The sequence below is a fragment of the Rubrobacter tropicus genome (genome assembly GCF_011492945.1).
In the GTDB taxonomy this organism is placed as follows: domain Bacteria; phylum Actinomycetota; class Rubrobacteria; order Rubrobacterales; family Rubrobacteraceae; genus Rubrobacter_D; species Rubrobacter_D tropicus.
This window is the reverse complement of record NZ_CP045119.1, coordinates 2057180-2074160: the sequence shown is the minus strand read 5'-3', so window position 1 is coordinate 2074160 and position 16981 is coordinate 2057180. Positions and strand designations below refer to the sequence as shown.

General features: G+C 66.2%; 19 protein-coding genes, 1 pseudogene and 2 riboswitches. Of the genes and pseudogenes, 1 reads left to right on the top strand and 19 read right to left on the bottom strand.

Annotation, left to right across the window (positions count from 1 at the left end):
- Positions 1 to 29 precede the first annotated feature (29 nt).
- The 12 genes and pseudogenes from GBA63_RS10305 to GBA63_RS10255 form a co-directional block, all read right to left on the bottom strand.
- Positions 30 to 1793 (bottom strand): annotated as a pseudogene (locus GBA63_RS10305) (PAS domain S-box protein); the annotation flags it as partial.
- Positions 1682 to 2404, bottom strand: coding sequence for a PAS domain-containing protein (locus GBA63_RS10300; protein ID WP_166175804.1), 723 nt, complete (start codon positions 2402 to 2404; stop codon positions 1682 to 1684). The pseudogene GBA63_RS10305 and the gene GBA63_RS10300, both read right to left, overlap by 112 nt.
- The gene (locus GBA63_RS23205) at positions 2401 to 3669 is read right to left on the bottom strand and encodes a putative bifunctional diguanylate cyclase/phosphodiesterase (RefSeq protein WP_266096313.1); all 1269 of its coding nucleotides are present in this window, start codon (positions 3667 to 3669) and stop codon (positions 2401 to 2403) included. Before GBA63_RS23205 ends, GBA63_RS10300 begins: the two co-directional genes overlap by 4 nt.
- A gap of 20 nt (positions 3670 to 3689) precedes the next feature.
- Positions 3690 to 4142: a response regulator gene (locus tag GBA63_RS23575; protein WP_228282411.1), complete on the bottom strand. Its 453-nt coding sequence runs from the start codon at positions 4140 to 4142 to the stop codon at positions 3690 to 3692.
- Positions 4135 to 4581: a response regulator gene (locus tag GBA63_RS10290; RefSeq protein WP_166175802.1), complete on the bottom strand. Its 447-nt coding sequence runs from the start codon at positions 4579 to 4581 to the stop codon at positions 4135 to 4137. Before GBA63_RS10290 ends, GBA63_RS23575 begins: the two co-directional genes overlap by 8 nt.
- Before the next feature lie 168 nt (positions 4582 to 4749).
- Positions 4750 to 4828, bottom strand: a riboswitch (cyclic di-GMP riboswitch).
- Between the two features lie 182 nt (positions 4829 to 5010).
- A complete protein-coding gene (locus GBA63_RS10285; protein ID WP_207957188.1) occupies positions 5011 to 5241 on the bottom strand; it encodes an ATP-dependent Clp protease adaptor ClpS in 231 nt (76 codons plus the stop codon).
- 197 nt (positions 5242 to 5438) lie between these two features.
- On the bottom strand, positions 5439 to 5927 hold the full coding sequence (locus tag GBA63_RS10280; protein ID WP_207957187.1) for a type II secretion system protein: 489 nt from the start codon (positions 5925 to 5927) through the stop codon (positions 5439 to 5441).
- 73 nt (positions 5928 to 6000) lie between these two features.
- Positions 6001 to 7509 carry a hypothetical protein gene (locus GBA63_RS10275; RefSeq protein ID WP_166175798.1) on the bottom strand — a complete coding sequence of 503 codons (1509 nt, stop codon included), beginning with the start codon at positions 7507 to 7509 and terminating at the stop codon, positions 6001 to 6003.
- An 11-nt stretch (positions 7510 to 7520) separates the two neighbouring features.
- Complete coding sequence (locus GBA63_RS10270; RefSeq protein WP_166175796.1) at positions 7521 to 8144, bottom strand: PilW family protein; 624 nt, start codon at positions 8142 to 8144, stop codon at positions 7521 to 7523.
- An 11-nt stretch (positions 8145 to 8155) separates the two neighbouring features.
- The gene (locus GBA63_RS10265; RefSeq protein WP_166175794.1) at positions 8156 to 8590 is read right to left on the bottom strand and encodes a type IV pilus modification PilV family protein; all 435 of its coding nucleotides are present in this window, start codon (positions 8588 to 8590) and stop codon (positions 8156 to 8158) included.
- Complete coding sequence (locus GBA63_RS10260) at positions 8583 to 9122, bottom strand: pilus assembly FimT family protein (protein ID WP_166175792.1); 540 nt, start codon at positions 9120 to 9122, stop codon at positions 8583 to 8585. The genes GBA63_RS10265 and GBA63_RS10260 overlap by 8 nt, the downstream gene beginning before the upstream one ends.
- Positions 9123 to 9176: 54 nt before the next feature.
- Positions 9177 to 9932 carry a sigma-70 family RNA polymerase sigma factor gene (locus tag GBA63_RS10255; protein WP_166175790.1) on the bottom strand — a complete coding sequence of 252 codons (756 nt, stop codon included), beginning with the start codon at positions 9930 to 9932 and terminating at the stop codon, positions 9177 to 9179.
- Positions 9933 to 10015: 83 nt separating this feature from the next.
- Positions 10016 to 10090: riboswitch (cyclic di-GMP riboswitch) on the bottom strand.
- Between the two features lie 159 nt (positions 10091 to 10249).
- Between GBA63_RS10255 and GBA63_RS10250 the strand changes: the two genes are divergently transcribed.
- Positions 10250 to 10660 carry an Asp23/Gls24 family envelope stress response protein gene (locus GBA63_RS10250; protein WP_207957186.1) on the top strand — a complete coding sequence of 137 codons (411 nt, stop codon included), beginning with the start codon at positions 10250 to 10252 and terminating at the stop codon, positions 10658 to 10660.
- 549 nt (positions 10661 to 11209) lie between these two features.
- Here GBA63_RS10250 and GBA63_RS10245 read toward each other — a convergent pair.
- The 7 genes from GBA63_RS10245 to rplS all read right to left on the bottom strand — a co-directional run bounded on the left by GBA63_RS10245 (position 11210) and on the right by rplS (position 16972).
- Entirely contained in the window at positions 11210 to 11971 is a 762-nt protein-coding gene (locus GBA63_RS10245) for a prepilin peptidase (protein WP_166175786.1), read from the bottom strand.
- Positions 11972 to 12050: 79 nt separating this feature from the next.
- Positions 12051 to 12890: a FliA/WhiG family RNA polymerase sigma factor gene (locus GBA63_RS10240; protein WP_166175784.1), complete on the bottom strand. Its 840-nt coding sequence runs from the start codon at positions 12888 to 12890 to the stop codon at positions 12051 to 12053.
- A complete protein-coding gene (gene dprA, locus GBA63_RS10235) occupies positions 12887 to 14020 on the bottom strand; it encodes a DNA-processing protein DprA (RefSeq protein WP_166175782.1) in 1134 nt (377 codons plus the stop codon). The genes GBA63_RS10240 and dprA overlap by 4 nt, the downstream gene beginning before the upstream one ends.
- Positions 14007 to 15515: a YifB family Mg chelatase-like AAA ATPase gene (locus GBA63_RS10230; RefSeq protein WP_166175780.1), complete on the bottom strand. Its 1509-nt coding sequence runs from the start codon at positions 15513 to 15515 to the stop codon at positions 14007 to 14009. The genes dprA and GBA63_RS10230 overlap by 14 nt, the downstream gene beginning before the upstream one ends.
- A gap of 143 nt (positions 15516 to 15658) precedes the next feature.
- On the bottom strand, positions 15659 to 16048 hold the full coding sequence (locus GBA63_RS10225) for a YraN family protein (protein WP_166175778.1): 390 nt from the start codon (positions 16046 to 16048) through the stop codon (positions 15659 to 15661).
- Positions 16006 to 16632, bottom strand: coding sequence for a ribonuclease HII (locus GBA63_RS10220; protein ID WP_166175776.1), 627 nt, complete (start codon positions 16630 to 16632; stop codon positions 16006 to 16008). The genes GBA63_RS10225 and GBA63_RS10220 overlap by 43 nt, the downstream gene beginning before the upstream one ends.
- Positions 16633 to 16645: 13 nt before the next feature.
- Positions 16646 to 16972 (bottom strand): 50S ribosomal protein L19, encoded by a 327-nt coding sequence (gene rplS, locus GBA63_RS10215; RefSeq protein WP_166175774.1) that lies wholly within the window; start codon positions 16970 to 16972, stop codon positions 16646 to 16648.
- Positions 16973 to 16981: the final 9 nt, after the last annotated feature.

Here is a 16981-nt window from a genome sequence, read left to right as displayed (position 1 = left end):
ATGTCGCGGGCCGAGGCGAAGATCAGGCGCCTGCCACCGATGTCGATGGAGCCGATGCCGACCTCGACGGGGAAGGTTGTGCCGTCCTTGCGCCTGTGTACGTTCTCGTGGAAACCGACGATCTCACCGGGCGCCGTCCGCATCGCCCGCCCCCAGGGCGTGTCTTCCCCCAGCGACGCCTTCTCTTCCTCCGAGAGCACGTCCACCGAGAAGTCCCTGACGCGGAGGGTCAGAAACTCCTCGCGGGTGTAACCGAGAGACCGGCACGCCTCCCTGTTGCAGTCCACCACTTTGCCGGATCTGTCGTGTACGATCAGCGCGTCGCCCGAGTTCTCGAAGAGAGCCCTGAAGCGCCGCTCGCTCTCCCGCACCGCCTCCTCGGCCCGCTTGCGGTCCGTGATGTCCTGGATCGTGCCGACCATACCCAGGGCCCGTCCTGAAACGTCCCTCGTCACCCTATACTCCGTGTGAACGTTGCGGACTCCGCCCCGAGGACGCACGATCCGGTAGTCCCGGCTCGACTCCTCCCCACCGCGCAGGACCCCGAAGACCTCCCGCCGGACGGCCGCCCGGTCGTCCGGATGGACGAGCTCGAAGAACGCCCGGAAATCCGGTGCCGCCTCCCCACCCGGGAGGCCGAAGATGTGGTACAGCTCTTCGGACCAGCGCGAGGTGTCCCGGATCAAGTCGTACTCCCAGTCCCCGATGCTCGCCATCGCCTGGGCCGCGCGGAGGCTGGCCTCGCTGCGCCTCAGGGCTTCCTCCGCGCGTTTCCGCTCCGTCACGTCGTGCATCAGGATGCTGATGACCCTGCGCCCCTCGTGGAACATCGCGCTGCCGTTCGAGACCACGTGCAGCAGCGAACCGTCGCGGCGGCGGTAGCGCCGCTCGCCCACCTCCCGACTCGCCCCCGCAGGTGTCGTGTCGATGTTGTGCGCTATCTCCTCGCGGTCGTGGTCGAGTAGGTCGTAGACGGACATGCCGATGACCTCGTCCCGGGTGTAGCCCAGGAGGCGGCAGAAGGCGGGGTTGGCGTCGACAACGCGGGCGGTCTTGGCGTCCAACAGGTAGATACCCTCGGCAGCGCGTTCGATCACGGCCCGGTAGCGCTCCTCGCTGAGGCGCAGGGCCTCCTCGGTCCGCTTCCGCTCCGTGACATCCAGGATCACACCCTGCCAGTAGAGGGGATGCCCCTCCTCGTCGGGCACGAGGGTCGCCTCGTCCCTCACCCAGACGATCCGGCCGTCCCTGGTGTACTGGCGGTATTCCTCCCGGAACGGCTCGCCCGTGCGCTCGGTGCGCTCGTCCTCGGCGAGCACCCTCTCGCGGTCGTCCGGATGAAGGAGGCGGACAAACAGGCCGGGATCCGACATCCACTCCTCGGCCGTGTACCCGAAGAGGCCCTCTATCTGGGGGCTCGCGTAGACGATTTCGGTGCCGCGCTTTCCCTCATCGAGCGCCTCGATGTAGGTGACCGCCGGCATCTGCTCGACGAGAGCCCGGTAGCGCGCCTCCGCCCTCTTCAGCTCGCCCTCGGCGCGCTCGCGGATGGAGATCTCACGCTGCGCCCCCTCGTAGAGCCTGGCGTTGTCCACCGCGAGCGCGGCGCGGGCCGCGAGGTCTTCAGCCAGTTCGAGATCGTCCGGCCCGTAACGGCGGCCAGACTCGGCCACGAGCGTGATCACGCCGAGAATCCGGCCCCGCGCCAGGAGGGGAACCGCCATGTACGAAGAAAGGTCCAGCGTCTGCAGCAGCCGCCGATGCTCGTCGTCCCGGGCGGCCGCTTCAAGCAACCCGGGGGTATCTCGGGGACGAGCTCGGGCCGGCCGGTCCGGAGGACTTGCGGGGCCCCCCGCTTCGCCTCCGGGTCGGGCGGATAACGCTCCCGCCACCGCCGCGCCAGGGCCGCCTTCTCGGGATCCCGGTGCGCCGTGGCGACGTTGTTGATGCCGCCTTCTTCGTCGAGCACGTCCACGACGCACCAGTCCGCGAGACGCGGGACGGCCAGGCCGGCCAGCTTCGACAGCGTCTCCCTGTAGTCCAGCGAGGAGGACAGGACGCGGCCCGACTCCGCCAAAAAGCGCGACTCGCCCGCGTCGTCCTCCTTGCCGACGACGGCTGTAAAACCGACCAGGTCGCCCAGGGCGTCCCGCTGGGCCGAGATCTCGACGGCCGCGCGAAACCTGGTCCCGTCCGCCCGCAAGCGCGGACCCTCCACCCCGAGCCAACCCTTCCGCGCCGCCGCGCCCAGGTCCTTCTCGGCCCGTTCGGGATCGTCGTACAAGAACCCGAGATGCTCTCCCACGATCTCCCGCGCCGCGTACCCGTAGAGGAGTTCAGCGCCCTCATTCCAGGCGGTAACTCTCCCCGCGTGGTCGAGCATGACGACCGCGGGACCCGTCATCGTGGGCGGTCCTTCGCGCCGGGGCCATTCCCTGCCAGTAACGCGGCGAACTCTTCCGCCGGAACCGGCCTCCCGAAAAAGAAGCCCTGGGCCTCGTCGCAGCCGTGGGCGCGCAAGAAGGCGAGTTGCTCCGCCGTCTCGACGCCCTCCGCGACCACCCTGAGGCTGAGGTCGTGGGCCAGCCCGATCACGGCGGCCGTGATCGCCGCGTCCTCGCGGTCCTCCGGTACGCCCCGGATAAAGGAGCGGTCGATCTTGATCCGCTGCACGGGCAGCGCCTTGAGGCGGTAGAGCGAGGAGTAGCCGGTGCCGAAGTCGTCTATCGAGATTCCGACTCCCCCGAGCTCCGTCCTGAGCCTCCCGAGGGTCGCGAGCGCGGTCTCCGGGTCCTCCATGAGCAGGCTCTCGGTTATCTCGAGCTCCAGGTTCTCCTGCTCCATCCCGCCCTCGGCGAGCGCCCCGGCTATGTCGTCCGCGAGGTCCCTGCGGCCGAACTGGCGCGCGGAGAGGTTGACGGAGACGCGCAGGGGCGGCAGCCCCGCCTCCCGCCACGCCCTGCCCTGCCGGCACGCCGAGCCGAGCACCCACCGGCCCACGGAATTTATGAGGCGCGACTCTTCCAGGATGGGGATAAACTCGCCCGGCGACACGAGCCCCCGTTCGACGTGCCGCCAGCGCAGGAGGGCCTCGGCACCCACTATCCTGCCCGTCGAGAGGTCTACCTGGGGCTGGTAGTACAGTACGAACTGTTCGTCCTGGAGGGCCCGTCGCAGGTCCCTCTCCAGCGTCAGGCGGGCCGTCGCCTGGGCGTTCATCTCCTCGGTGTAGAACCGGTGCCCGTTGCCTCCCTGGCGCTTGGCCCGGTACATGGCGGCATCGGCGTCCTTTAGCAACCTCTCCCTCCCGGAAGCCGGCCACAACGCTATGCCCATGCTCGCCGACACCGGTATCTGGTCCCCGGCGAGGAGGACCGGCTCCAGCAGGCGCCTCTGCACGTCCTGGGCCACGCGCGCGGCGTCCTCCGCTTCGGAGAGGTTCTCGAGGATAAGGGCGAACTCGTCGCCGCCCAGGCGGGCCACGGTGTCGCTCTCGCGGACGCGGTCCCTGATGCGCCTTGCCACCTCCCGGAGCAACGCGTCCCCGCAGTCGTGCCCGAAAGTGTCGTTGACGGCCTTGAAGCGGTCCAGGTCCACGAACACCAGCGCGAGCGGCACCCCCGACCTCTCCGCGCGGGCCACGGCCTGCTGGAGGCGGTCCTGGAACAGGGCGCGGTTGGCGAGGCCCGTCAGCGGGTCGTACTGGGCGAGGTAGGCCAGCCTCTCCTCGGCCTTTTTGCGCTGGATCGCGTACCGGATCGACCGGGCGACGAGCTCCCCGTCCCCCGCCCCTTCACCAGATAGTCCTCGGCCCCGCCCTGGAGGGCCAGAAGCGCTATCTCCTCGTCGTCCCGGCCGCTGAGCACGACTACAGGCGTCCGCGACGCCACCGTCCGCACCCTCTCCACCGTCTCCATCCCCTGGGAGTCGGGCAGCGAGAGGTCGAGCAGCACCACGTCGAACTCCGACCGTTCGAGCTCCTCGACGGCGTCCCCGAGCCGGGCCGTGTGGCTTATCTCGAAGTCCCACATCAGGCCGGGCTCGGAGAGCATAATCTCCACCAGCCGCGCGTCGCCGGGGTTGTCCTCGACCAGCAGCACGCCGACGGTCTCCCGCCGCGCCCCGTTGGTTTCGCTAGCCACCGTTCCCCTGCGGCAGCTTCACGACCGAGAACCAGAAGTGCTCTATGGCCCGCACGATCTCGATAAACCGGTCCAGATCAATGGGCTTCACGACGTAGGCGTTGGCGTGCAAGTCGTAGCTCTTGATAAGATCCCGCTCCGCCTCGGACGTAGTCAGAACCACCACCGGGATCAGACGCAGCTGAGGGTCCTCCTTGATCTCCGCGAGCACCTCGCGGCCGTCCTTGCGCGGCATGTTCAGGTCGAGCAGGATCAAGTCCGGCAAAGACACGCCGGCATACCCCTCCCGCCTCCGCAAGAACCGCATTGCCTCCACCCCGTCAGCGACGTGGTGCAGGTTATTCCGGACCTTGCTCTCCTTCAGCGCCTCCCGCGCCAGCCGCGCATCCCCCAGGTTGTCCTCGACCAGCAGGATCTCGATGGGTTCCGTATTGGGCATTTCGGTTGAGACCACCCTTCTCGACCCATCGGCCGACGTGCGCGCAACCGCCCCGAGATCCCGGAGCGTTCCTGTCTAGCTACTCCCGACCCTTGGCCCGGGAGACCATAAACTGCGATTCGGATAGGCGAGAGGGTGATCAGAGTCGCTGGCGAATCAGCCCACATCGTCGGCAACCCGGCTATCTGCTCTCGCGAGACCCGTGGCTTTGCGTCCCTGCCTCGCGGCAGGTTTGCCTTTGTCCGCTTCCAGTGTACCCCCACCACGAGAAATGATACAAGAGCGCACTTGTAGAACCGCGCGGTCGGATCAGGCCGCGAAAAGCATCGGGGCTCTCGCGAAGACAGACTGTGTCGCGCCCCGCGGGTCATGCGCCCCGCACATCCACAGCGAATGTCGGGCGCGTAGCTTGTAGAGAAACGCCTCGCGTCAGGCGGGCTCTATGCTCGCGCTCAGGCCCTTACCGAGCAGGCGTTCCTCGTAAAGCTCCGCCAGCTCTTTGTGGCAACTCTTCACCACAGCCCGGCCATTCCTGTGCGCCTCGTACATGACCGCGGCTGCCCTCTTGTACGTCATGCCGGGGATCGCCCTCTTGAGCACCACGACGACCCTCGGCATCGAGTTGTTCCAGTCATTGTGCAGGACGACGTTCCAGGGCAACCCCAGCCTAGCCTTGTTCCCAGTCCGACTCCGTTTCTCTTTTATAGGATGCGCCGTAGCCATGCAGGGCATTGTGGATTTCTACCGGAGCGAACGCATCCCCCAGATGGCCCATTCTCGCGTGGCACGTATGTGCCAAATAGGGCACAGAGAAGGCGCCCCTGGAGGGGCGCCCGATGAATCGAGGTGGTCAGGAGTTACGGAGTAGGTGCGTCGCTGTTGACGGTAACCTGTCCGGTGCCACTGTTGAAGTTGCCGTCGACATCGGTGTTGTCGACGTGGCTGGCGGTGATCACCCCAGCATCGGCGTTCCCTGTAACGCCACCAAAGGTGACGTCCGCGCTCTTGTTGTAGCCGTAGCCCTCAAGCTCATCCTGCTCGTCACAGCTGGCAAAGGTACTTGTCTCCGTTATGCACTGGGTGAAGGCAGTACCAGCATTCCGCAAATCACTCTCGAGGTTGGCTACTTGGGCTCGCTCCCTCTGGGCGAGAAAGGCCGGTATGGCGATGGCCGCCAGTATACCGATGATGATCACCACGACTAGGAGCTCGATGAGGGTAAAGCCGCGCTCGTCACGGGGCACCTCCTGCATCTCTCGCAACCTCTTGCCAAACCAGCGCAGCATGCGGTTCTCCTTTCCGACGATGTGTGTTGCTGCTAACTTGCCTATCGTAGTTGAGCCCACTTATGCATCTTCTAGACGCCCTCCTGGAAATTTTTCGGTTGGGGGGATCTGTTGGAAGCGTAAGCGGGCTTTTCTAGGTGCAGCCTACGCTGTAGCACTCGCGCCAGCTCCACTGCCTCATGTTGTAGAAGCCGGCGCGCTGGCTGAACTCGCCGACTACGGAGAACGGGTCTACGGTCCCGCCGATCGTCATCTCGTTCTCGGCGATGACGAAACCCTTGACGGTCCTGTTGCCGCTGTTGGTGTAGCTCCCGGTCGTCGTGCCGTTTCCCGTTACGATGATCACGCCGTCAAACCCGTTGGAGCTGTTCCTGATATCGAGGTCTCCGTTTTCTACAACGATCAGTCCCTTGCCAGGCCCGGAGGGAAAGCTCGCGGTATAGGTGACGTCTCCGCCTTTAGCGTCCACGTAGAACACGGTCTGATCGGTCGAGTTCTCGGGATACTGCACGTCGCTACCGGAAGTCGGGCTGTCGTCGATATTCACGGAACCCTCGTAGTAGTTGCACGCGCCTCCGACGCACTGGCTTCGGGCGATCTGCTCCAGCGAGGTCAGGTCGAACTCCGCGTACGGGTCAAATGGATGGGAGATCGTCTTTGCCGGGTTGGGGTCGTCCAGGTCGTCCGGCAACTTTCTGACGAACCTCTGCTGCGAGCCCCTGGTCGCCGTCGTGGAGTCGTAGTTGTTTATTCCGTCGGCGACACTGTCGGAGGGACCATCGCAATTACCCGCGCTGTTGCAGATAAGTCCCTCTGCGCCAAGCCCGGCCTTGTCTACTCTGGGCGAGGCCGGATCTGGCGCCGTGCGCCGCGGCGAGGTGTTGAGGTTGGAAGTCGGAGTGAAGTTGAGCGGGTTGGTGGTATCCCAGTCCCTATACAAGGCCGCGGGATCGGCGGGCCCGTTCGCAAGGTCGGCATTCCCGAGAACGATATCTTCTCCGGCGAAGAAGCTGACACCGCTCAGGTCTACGTTGCCGTTAAACCGTATCGTTTGTGGCGTGTAGTAGGCCGTCGGCACGTCTAGGCGGTTCGTATGGAATATCGCCTGCACCGTGCGGACCGCTCCCGTGCCGTCGGCCGGGTAATAGCCGGTGGAGGTTATCTTGAAGTAAGACCGCTTCCCGGCCTCGACGCTAACGGGAGCGTCCTCATCCACGCCGCCGCACGGGTCGGAGACCGGATCGTTGAGCTGATCGAAGCACCGGATGGTCACGTTGAATCGTCCACCTCCGAACTCCCGGCTAACCCCTGGCTGGCGCGTTACGGTGGCACCGGAACAGGTGCTCGGATCCGCCCACACGGTCGCCGAAGGAGACCAATCCGCCCCGATCCGCCGGCCCGGAGAGCAGTCGTTCGTGTAATCGTTATCGTAATGTTGGCGCACCACGTCGGAGAGTTGTTGCTGCTTCGCGGCCATTACGCCGGCCTCCGCTATCTCCAGCGCGCGCTGCCCCCGGTTCACTTCCACTACGGTCTCTAGGTCGTTGCGCACGAAGACCAGAAGCCCCGCTCCCATCACTCCGACTATCACCATCACGAAGATGGCCATGGGCAGGGCGATTCCGGCCTCGCCTCTCTTCAAACTTCGCGCCTTCATCTGAGCCGGTTCCTCAATTTTACGTCGGTAGCAAGGGTCTGAGTGGCCGGCCCGGAGATCCCGCGGTCCACCTGGACCCTGAGTTCTATGTGCACCAGCTTCATCTGTCCCTCGGTTATGGACGGAGGAGACGCGGGATCGCAGCTATCCACGCTCTCGCAGAACGTAAAGCTGAGCCCGCCGGGCCTGACGAACTCGACCAGAGGCTTACCATTGCGCAGGAGCGCTGGAGGAGAATCCCCGTTCAAGCCATAAGTCACGCGCTCCGAAGGATCTTCTGCGTGGTTGCCGTTCAGGTCGTTGAAGAAGGTGATCGAGGGTGAAGGGTTCGGCGTCACCGCACTCGAGGGTGAGTAACCACCGAGGAGATTGTCGTTGGTGCTGACCCCGTCGAGCTTGTTGTACGGGTAGGCGGTCCGGATCTCGCGCTCCATCCGCTCCAGCCCCAGCCGGGCGTTTTCTACCGCCTCGGTCTTGTCGTTACCGAAGCTGAACACCCGCAAGCTCATGTCGAAGACGGAGTAGAGGGCACCCATAGCAACAGACATCAACAGGATCGTTACCATTAACTCCGTGAGGGTGAATCCGTCCTCCTCCGCGAGTGACCGCCGCACCTTCACCTTGAGGCACTTCACTTGGCGACCAACCCCGTGACCTCGTAATTACCACCGGACGCCCAATCCACGGTCACGCTGACCTGGATCAGGTTCGTCTGGTAACCGGCAGGCTCTACGGCGGATGGACCGAGGCGCATGTACTGGGTCGTCACTTCGCAGCCACCCGACGGAGACGCGAAAGGAGAGCCTGCGGGAGGCGCGGGGTTGCAGTCGGTGGAGCTTCCCACCGGGTAACGGGCAAGCGCGGCCGGAAGGGTCAGAGCCTTGGTTTCCTCCAGCTTCTCGTTCGCGAGCGCCCGCGCCTGATCGTAGTTGCTCCCCGCGACGGCCGCGTTGAGGCCCGCGTCGAACATGCTAACCATCGGTATGATCGCGACGGCGAGGATCATGATTGCCACCATCACCTCGACCAGCGAGTAGCCGGATTCGCCCTTGAGAAATCTAGTCAACCTTTATCCTCGAGGTCACATCTACGAACTCTAGTCTAGTCGTAGGGTTGCCATCTACCGTCACCCGGATCTCGTTGGATCCGGCGCCGACCGTCACGTTTCGCATCGACCCGTCCGGAGAGAACTCCAGCGATCGGGTGGGCCCGGATAATCCCAGGGTCGAGTATAAGGTGGTGACGGCGGCATCGTCCTGGAGCGCCGGCACACCCACGACCTTTGTATTGTCCGGCAGGGTGCGATCTATGGCGGTGCCCGCGGCAACGCCGCCCGAGCTCGTCATCTTTACCAGATAGTAGTCGGGGCCCATGCTCTCCTTGGCTTTCTCGGGCGAGAGGACGACGCGCCAGTTCGCCAACTGGTTGGTGGACCTGGTATGGGCGAGCCGCAGATCAGACGCCAACTGGTTGGCTGCGGAGTCCACGGCCCTGCTCTCTATCACGCTGAACCAGGTAGAGCTGGCGATGCCCATAAGGACACCCAGGACGACGATGGTGATTACAACCTCCGGCAGCGTGAATCCCCACTCGCCCACCGGGCGGCCACTGTCATCAAGGCGCCAGCTGCTCGACTCCATCAATCCACCGCTTCAGAGCGTTCTCAGCGACTTCACAGAAGAAGCGACGAGCCGCGACACCTTTCGCTGCGAGAGCCCGAGCCGTTTTCCGACCTCCGTCTGCGTTAGGTCCTTGTAGAAGAACAGGTAGACGACTCTGCGTTGGATCTCGCTCAACGACTCTATGGCCTGCTCCAGCACGATGCGGTCCTCTATCGGGAGAGAGAAACTCTCGTGGTGGATGCTCCTGATGGCCGAGAGGTCAATGCCCTCTTCCTCGGCGCCGTCGAGCGAGACGACGCTCGTGTCGTGGTAGAGCTTCATCAACTCGACGATGCCGTCTGGCGAGACGTTGACCTCTTCGGCTATCTCTTCGAGTTCGGGCCTGCGGCCGAGGTCTGCTTCGAGCCGCGCCGCCGCCGAGGTGACTTTGGAGTAGAGGCCGCGCGACCAGCGGGGTTTCTTTACGAGCTGGGTGTCGCGGAGGTGGTGGCGGATCTCACCGTCCACCACGGCGTAAGCGTAGGTCGCGAACCCCGCGCCCGGGGCGTCTTCGTAGTTCTTTACGGCCTTCATGAGCCCCACGTGGGCGACCTGTATCAGGTCCTCGTAGGCCTCGTCCGAAACCCTTGCGTGCCGCCCGGCAAGGTGGGCGACTAGCCCCCCGTGCATATCTAGTATCGTTTCTATGGCCTTCCTGTCCCCGGTCTCTCTGTGGGTCCGGATCAGGGCCGCCGCGTCTTGCCGACCCCGTTCCGCGGCGCCCGCCACCATCCTCATCGACCCCATGCCACAGCACGAACCGCCGCACGGGCAAGGCCGGTACTCGCGTAACCGGCCGGACGAGTAGTAATCCGCATCGAATCTCCCTTTTCGGCAACCCGGCTGCCTACGTGAGGCCCGTGGCTTTGCGCCCCCGCCTCGCGGCGGGTTTGCCTTTTCGTAACCGGAGCATTGTATACGGCCAGGCTGAAAGAAACAATCCTGCCGATAGACTGTTTTTCCGATTCGTATGGGGAATGTGGTCGCGTTTACAACCCCACGCGGGAACGAAAACACCGCAGCGGGTATGCTACGACTGCATCCGGGATCGAAAAGGAGGAATGGTGACGGAGACGAGCCAGGAGCGCGCGGGCGCGAGCCCGCTGCAGGGAGACCGCGGGACCACGAAGATCGGGGACGGGGTGGTGCTCGCCATCGCGAACGCCGCCGCCGGGGAGGTCGGCGGCGCGCACCTCTCCCACGGGGGCACCAGGCTCCCTGGCGACAGCTCCCCGACCGTCGGCGAGTTCCTGGGCAACATCACGGGCGGGTCGGGCCGGCCGCGCGGCATCTCCGTAGAGGTCGGCGAGAGCCAGGCGGCCGTCGATTTGACCATCAACGTCGACTACGGCAAGAACATCGCAAGCGTCGCCCAGGAATTGCGCCGGAACGTGATCTCCCGCGTCGAAAGCCTAACCGGCCTGCACGTCACGGAGGTCAATATCGTCGTCAACGACCTTGCTTTCGAGCAGTAAAGCTCGGGTGCCTGGCACGGACCGCAGAAGACTCAAGCCCATCACGAATAGGCTTTTAGGTCTTTAGGTTTTCAGGTTCTAAAGGGGTGGGGTGGAGCCTGCCTGCAGTCTCCCGGCCCACGCTTCAAAACCCAAGAGACCTAGAGCGGTTTGCACGAGGACCGGCCTTCGGTGTTCTCGAGGTTTCGAGGGGTGGGCCACGAAACCCGCGAGCAAGCCCCGACCCGCCACCCCTTACGGCGGTTTGCGGAAAAACTGACCCTCGCCGCCCACGGGGCACCGAGGCTTTCAGGGGCGCGCCCCGAAGCCGCGGGCGGGCCCCGACCTTCCTCCCCTGAGAACCCGAGAACCCGGATGGCTGCTCGCGGTAGGCTCGATACCTCCGCAAACCGCCTTAGAACCTGAGAACCCAAGAACCTTGGAACCCGAAAGCCCGGGTTTTAGACGGGCCCGGTGCTTCCGCAAACCGCACTAAGTGCCTCACAGACAACGAGGTTCGGTCCTTCCGCAAACCGCCGTAGTAGAGACGAACCGCGCCCCGATCCGGGTTCACGGCCCACCAACGAGCCTTGCTGCGAATTCGAGGTAGAACCCCCAGAGGTATGGTCCCGCAAAGAGGACCAAGATCCCCCCGACGGCGAGAAACACCCCGAAGGGAAGCGCAGCGCGGCGGTCTATCTTTCCACCCGCCATGAGGAGCCCAGCGGTGACGGAGCCGACGAGCGCGCCGAGGAAGACCGCCAGGGCCGCGTACGGCCCCAGAAACGTCCCGAGCATCCCGCCCATCTTGACGTCCCCCATCCCCATGCCGCCGGGGTAGGCGATGGCGAGCGCGAACAACCCGCCCGAAACGGCGAGGGCGGAGACGGTATACACCCACCACGCCCCGGGGTTGATCAGGATGGAGAGGGCCAATCCGGCCACCGCCGCCGGGCCGACTATTACGTTCGGGAGCAGGCGATGCTCCAGGTCTATGCCGGCCAGCGCGACTAGCGTCCCGATCAGGACCAGCGCCGAGAGTAGAGGCAGGCCGAACCCGAACCTGAGGGCCGCCGCCGCGAAGAGCACCCCTGTAAGGGCCTCGACGAGCGGGTATCGGAGGGAGATGCGCGACTTGCAACTCCGGCACCGTCCCCCGAGGAGCGCGTACGAGACGACCGGCACGTTGTCCGGCGCCCGGATCGGAGCGCCGCAGTCCGGGCACCGGGAACCCGGCCATACTATCGACCGGCGGAGTGGTACGCGGTGGATCACCACGTTCAAGAAGCTCCCGACGACGAGCCCCAGAAGCCCGGCAAGGAACGCTATCAATTGAGAATCCGCGCGGGTATAACCTGTCTCCCTTTCCGAATGCCCGGCATTCTACACCGCCGGGAAGAGGCACCAGTGGCTACGAATCCACCGAAAGGCTCTCCGGAAAACTCGCCATCTCCAGGAGGGCCTCGCGGAGCCTCAGGCGGGAGGCCCGGAGTATCTGGGAGATCCTGCCCTCCGTCAGGCCGAGGGCGCCGCCGATCTCGCGCAGCGTCAGGCCCTCGTAGTAGTAGAAGGTCGTGACCACCCGCTCTTGCTCGCCCAGCCCCTCTATAGCGCGGACGAGAAGGGACCTGAGCTCCGAACTCTCGACGGACTGCGCAGGGTCGGCCCCGAACTGGTCGGCCACGAGCTCGTGCAGCCCGCCCTCGGCGGGATCACAGCCGGAACGCGCCTCCAGCGACCCGACCCTCGACCTCGCGACCTTCTCCAGAAAAGCCCGGTGGTCAGCTATCGATACGCCCAACCTCACAGCGACCTCGGACTCCGTCGGCGACCTGCCGTAGCATTGCGCGAGCTCGCAACGGGCGCGCTCCACCCGCTGGACGCGCAGCCGGGTAGTGCGTGGGAGCGGGTCGGTCTTTCGCAGCTCGTCGAGGATGGACCACCGGATCTTGGATATGGCGTAGGTCTCGAACTTGGCAGGCCTGGACGGATCGTAGGTCTCGACGGCCCCGAGCAGCCCGAACAACCCCCACGAGACGAGGTCTTCCCGGTCGACGGGCCCGGGTGACCGGGCGAAGATCCTGCCGGCCACGTACCGCGCGAGCGGCGAGTAGTTGACGACGAGCCTGTCCCGCAGCATCGTGGCCTCGCGGTCCACGAGCCGCCGCTCGGTGGGACAGGCAATCCCCGCCGCCCGCTCCCTTACCCTTCGGTACCGCGCCCACAGGGACCCAAGGTTCTGCCGCGTCACGAGGCCGACCGCCGCGCGAAGTTGCCCGCCGCGTCGCGGGCCACGTAACCCTTGATCTCCAGCATGGCGAGCGCGCTTAGCACGACTTTCATTTCCACCCCCGTCCGGCCTGCCACCACGTCTGCCCCCACGGACCGAAAATCCACCCCCCGCAACACCCCGGCCTCTTCCTCCGGCAACCCTATCGGCGGGTCGGGTAGCGCGGGCTCTGGAGCGGCAGGCTCCTCGGGTGCCGGGCCGGGCGGCGGTTTATCCCCGGCCCGGCCCGCAACGGCATCGAGGAACTCCGGCAAGTCCCACAGCACTCCCGCGCCGTCGGCCAGCAGCCTGTTCGAGCCGCGGCACTCGGGCACGCCGGGAGGCCCCGGCACGGCCCAGACGTCCCTTCCGGCGTCCAGCGCGTGGCGCGCCGTGATGAGGGCGCCGCTCTTCTCCGGCGCCTCGACGACCACGACCGCGTCGGAGAGGCCGGCGATGATCCTGTTACGTGCCGGGAACCGCCACGCGAGCGGCGCCTCCCCCGGAGCGTACTCGGAGACGAGCGCCCCGCGTTCCTCCACGCGCCGGAACAGACCCCTGTTGGCCCTCGGGTAAACGACGTCGATACCGCAGCCGAGCACGCCCATCGTTTCGCCCCCTGCCTCAAGGGCGCCCTCGTGGGCCGCCGCGTCGACCCCGAGCGCCAGCCCGCTCACCACGCAGACGCCCCTAGCCGCGAGCTCCCGCCCGAGCGAGCGCGCCATCTCGACCCCGGCCGGCGTCGCCTTACGCGAACCCACGAGCGCCACCAGGGCCTCCGGCGCCAGTCGGCCTCGAACGAAGAGGGCCGGCGGCGGATCCGGGGCGACCCTCAAGCGCGCCGGATACGCCTCGTCGGCCAGCGTTATTGTCTGGACTCCCGCGTGTCCCAGCCGTCCCAGGAGGGCTCGGGCCTCGAAGGTCTGCCTCATCTCGGCAAGGGCGCGGGCGGCCCTCTCGGTCAGGTTCATCTCGCGCGAGATCCGGGCCGCGGGCTTCTCGAGAACGTCCTTTACGCGCCCGCCCGCGAGGCGCGAGACCAGACTACCGCCGACCCTGGCCTGCAAGAGGGACAGAAACAGGTACGCTTCTCCCTCCCTAACCTCCGGCACCGTACGCCCTCCTGTAGTTGAGGGCTTCGGCGAGGTGCTCGACGGCTATGTCCCCCTCGCCCGAGAGGTCGGCCACGGTCCTCGCGACGCGCAGCACCCTGTCGTGACCGCGCCCGGAGAGGCCCATCCGGTCTATGGCCCGCGCGAACAACGCCTCGGCGTCCCCCCGCAAGCCGCACGCGGCCCTGAGGACGCGGCCGGAGAGGGCGCAGTTCGGTGACCCCTGCCGATCCAACTGGGCCCGCCGGGCCGCGGTCACCCGCTCCCTTATGGCCCGCGAAGGCTCGGCCCGAGGACCGCCCCTCAGTTCTTCGCGCGAGAGGCGCGGCACGTCGACGAAGAGGTCCATGCGGTCGATCAGGGGCCCAGAGATGCGGCCCTGGTAGCGTTCGATCTGGCCGGGCGTGCACCGGCACGCCCGCCGAGCATCCCCGGCGTACCCGCACGGACAGGGATTCATCGAGCACAACAGCGTTACCCTGGCCGGGTAACTCAAGGTCGCCGCAACCCGCGAGATGGTCACGTACCCGTCCTCGAGCGGCTGCCGCAAGACCTCGAGCGTCCTGCGCCCGAACTCGGGGAACTCGTCCAGAAACAGCACCCCGTGATGGGCCAGGGAGACCTCGCCCGGACGCGGGTTGCTTCCCCCGCCAGCCAACCCCGCGGTCGATATCGTGTGGTGCGGCGCCCTGAACGGTCTCACCCGCAGCAGCGACCCGTTGGCCTCCCCACCCGCGCTGTGGACCTTGGTCACCTCGATCCTCTCCCCGAGACTTAAGGGCGGCAGAATCCCCGGCATCCTGCGGGCGAGCATGGTCTTGCCCGAACCCGGCGGCCCGCTCATCACCACGTTATGCCCACCGGCCGCCGCGACCTCGAGCGCCCTCTTCGCGTACCCCTGGCCCGCCACGTCTGCGAAGTCCTCCGCGGGTGCTGGCTCCTCCCCGTTCTCAGACCACGGCTCGGCCGGCTCGACCCCGTTTCCGGAAGCCAAAAACGCCGCAGCCTCCCGCAGTCCCCCGACCCCGTATACCTCTATTCCGCCCGAAGCGGCCGCCTCCCCGGCGTTCTTTTCTGGCAACACTAAACGCCGCAGCCCGCCAAGCCTGGCGGCCTCGGCCATCGACAGGGCGCCCCTCACCGCCCGCAGCCCGCCGTCTAGCGAGAGCTCCCCGACCACGCCCACGTCCTCCAGGCCGGAGGGGGGCAGGCTCCCCGACGCGGCGAGTATGCCGAGCGCCATCGGAAGGTCGAAGGCGGCCCCCTCCTTGCGGAGGTTGGCGGGGGCAAGGTTGACGATCACCTTCTTGGTCGGGAACTTGTATCCTGAATTGGAGATCGCAACCCGCACCCTCTCCCTGGCCTCCTGCACCGCCGCATCGGGCAAACCCACTATCGAGAACCCGGGCAGGCCCGCGCTCACGTCCACCTCGACCTCGACCGGCAGCGCGTCGATCCCGAACAGGCTCAGACTTCTAACCCTGCAAACGGACATCAGAAAACAACCCCGCCAACGAGCGCGGCCCCGTTCATCCCTCACCTCCAGAGACTCCTCCACAGAGCCCAGGCAGTATAGCCCAAACGGGCTAGTTTTGTCTAGTATTTTATACTGTTGTTTAAAATTTTATACGACAAGCATCAGAAGGCGTCCGTAACGTGTGAGATCCGCACCCCGTCGCTGCGGGCAAGAATGCCGATGGCGTCGAAGCGCAGGGTGTGGAACGTTGGGGACTTTTCCAGGAGGTACTCTTCAGTGATCGCGCGTATAGTCCGCTGCTTGCGGAGGGTGATGGCCTCGAGCGGGTCCCCGAAGCCCGTGCCGCGCCGGAGCTTGACCTCGACCACGACGAGGGTGCCGTCCTTGCTTGCTACGAGGTCGAGCTCGCCGTGGCGGGTGCGGTAGTTCTGGTCGACGACGGTGTAGCCCCGCTCTTCGAGGAAGCGGCGGGCGAGCCTCTCGCCGCGCTTCCCGCTCGGGCGGTTGTTCAGCCCAAGACCCCGGCGTAGCTCAGGCGGTGGACCCGGCACGGGCCGTACCGGGCGAGGGCCGCCCTGTGGTGCTCGGTCCCGTAGCCGGCGTGCCTCTCGAAGCCGTAGGCGGAGTGGGTCGAGGCCAGCTCGCGCATGGCGCCGTCACGAAGGACCTTCGCCACGACGCTCGCGGCGGCGACGGCGGCGCTCCTGGTATCCGCCCGCGGCAGGCACTCCACGTCGGGCCCCAGCTTCAGGTTTCCGTCGGCGAGGGCGCAGCGGGCGCGGGATCTTAGGGCTTCGATAACCCTCGTGAGGGCCTCGCGGTTCGCGCGGCCCACGCCGTGGCGGTCGATCCACCACGCCGGAAAAGCGACGACTGAGACGGCCTCGGCGCGGCGCAGAACGTCCGCGAAGACCGCTTCGCGGCGGCCGGCCCGGAGCGTCTTCGAATCGTTCACCTCGGAGAGCTGCGTCTCGCCCAGAACGACGGCTGCGGCGACGAGCGGTCCGGCGAGGGCGCCGCGGCCCGCCTCGTCGGCGCCCGCGAGCGGGCCGCCGCGGTCGAGCGTCCAGGCGGCGTCGAAGGCGTAGAGCGGGGCCGCGTCCGGGCGGCGTGCCGTGCCGGGGGCGGCCCGCAACGGTCGTGCGGTTCTAGCGGGCCTTCTTGACGCGGGCCTTCTTGCCTACCTTGTCGCGGATGTAGTAGAGCTTCGCGCGGCGCACGGCGCCCCGGCGGGAGACCTCTATCTGCGCGATCTTGGGCGAGTGTAGAGGGAAGATCCTCTCCACGTGTACCCCGAAGGAGTTCTTCCTGACGGTGAACGTCTCGTCGATACCTCCGCCCTTGCGGGCGATACACAGGCCCTCGAAGACCTGCACCCTCTCGCGGTTGCCCTCTATGACGCGGTAGTGGACCTTCACCGTGTCGCCCGGCTTGAAGACGACGTCCCTCTGCTGCAAATTCTCGCTCGTTATCATTTGTCTTGC

Coding starts and splice junctions, on each gene's coding strand:
- rplS (WP_166175774.1), bottom strand. CDS start 16,972: ATGATAACGAGCGAGAATTTGCAGCAGAGGGACGTCGTCTTCAAGCCG.
- GBA63_RS10255 (WP_166175790.1), bottom strand. CDS start 9,932: ATGGGGTCGATGAGGATGGTGGCGGGCGCCGCGGAACGGGGTCGGCAA.
- GBA63_RS10290 (WP_166175802.1), bottom strand. CDS start 4,581: ATGCCCAATACGGAACCCATCGAGATCCTGCTGGTCGAGGACAACCTG.
- GBA63_RS10300 (WP_166175804.1), bottom strand. CDS start 2,404: ATGACGGGTCCCGCGGTCGTCATGCTCGACCACGCGGGGAGAGTTACC.
- GBA63_RS10230 (WP_166175780.1), bottom strand. CDS start 15,515: ATGTCCGTTTGCAGGGTTAGAAGTCTGAGCCTGTTCGGGATCGACGCG.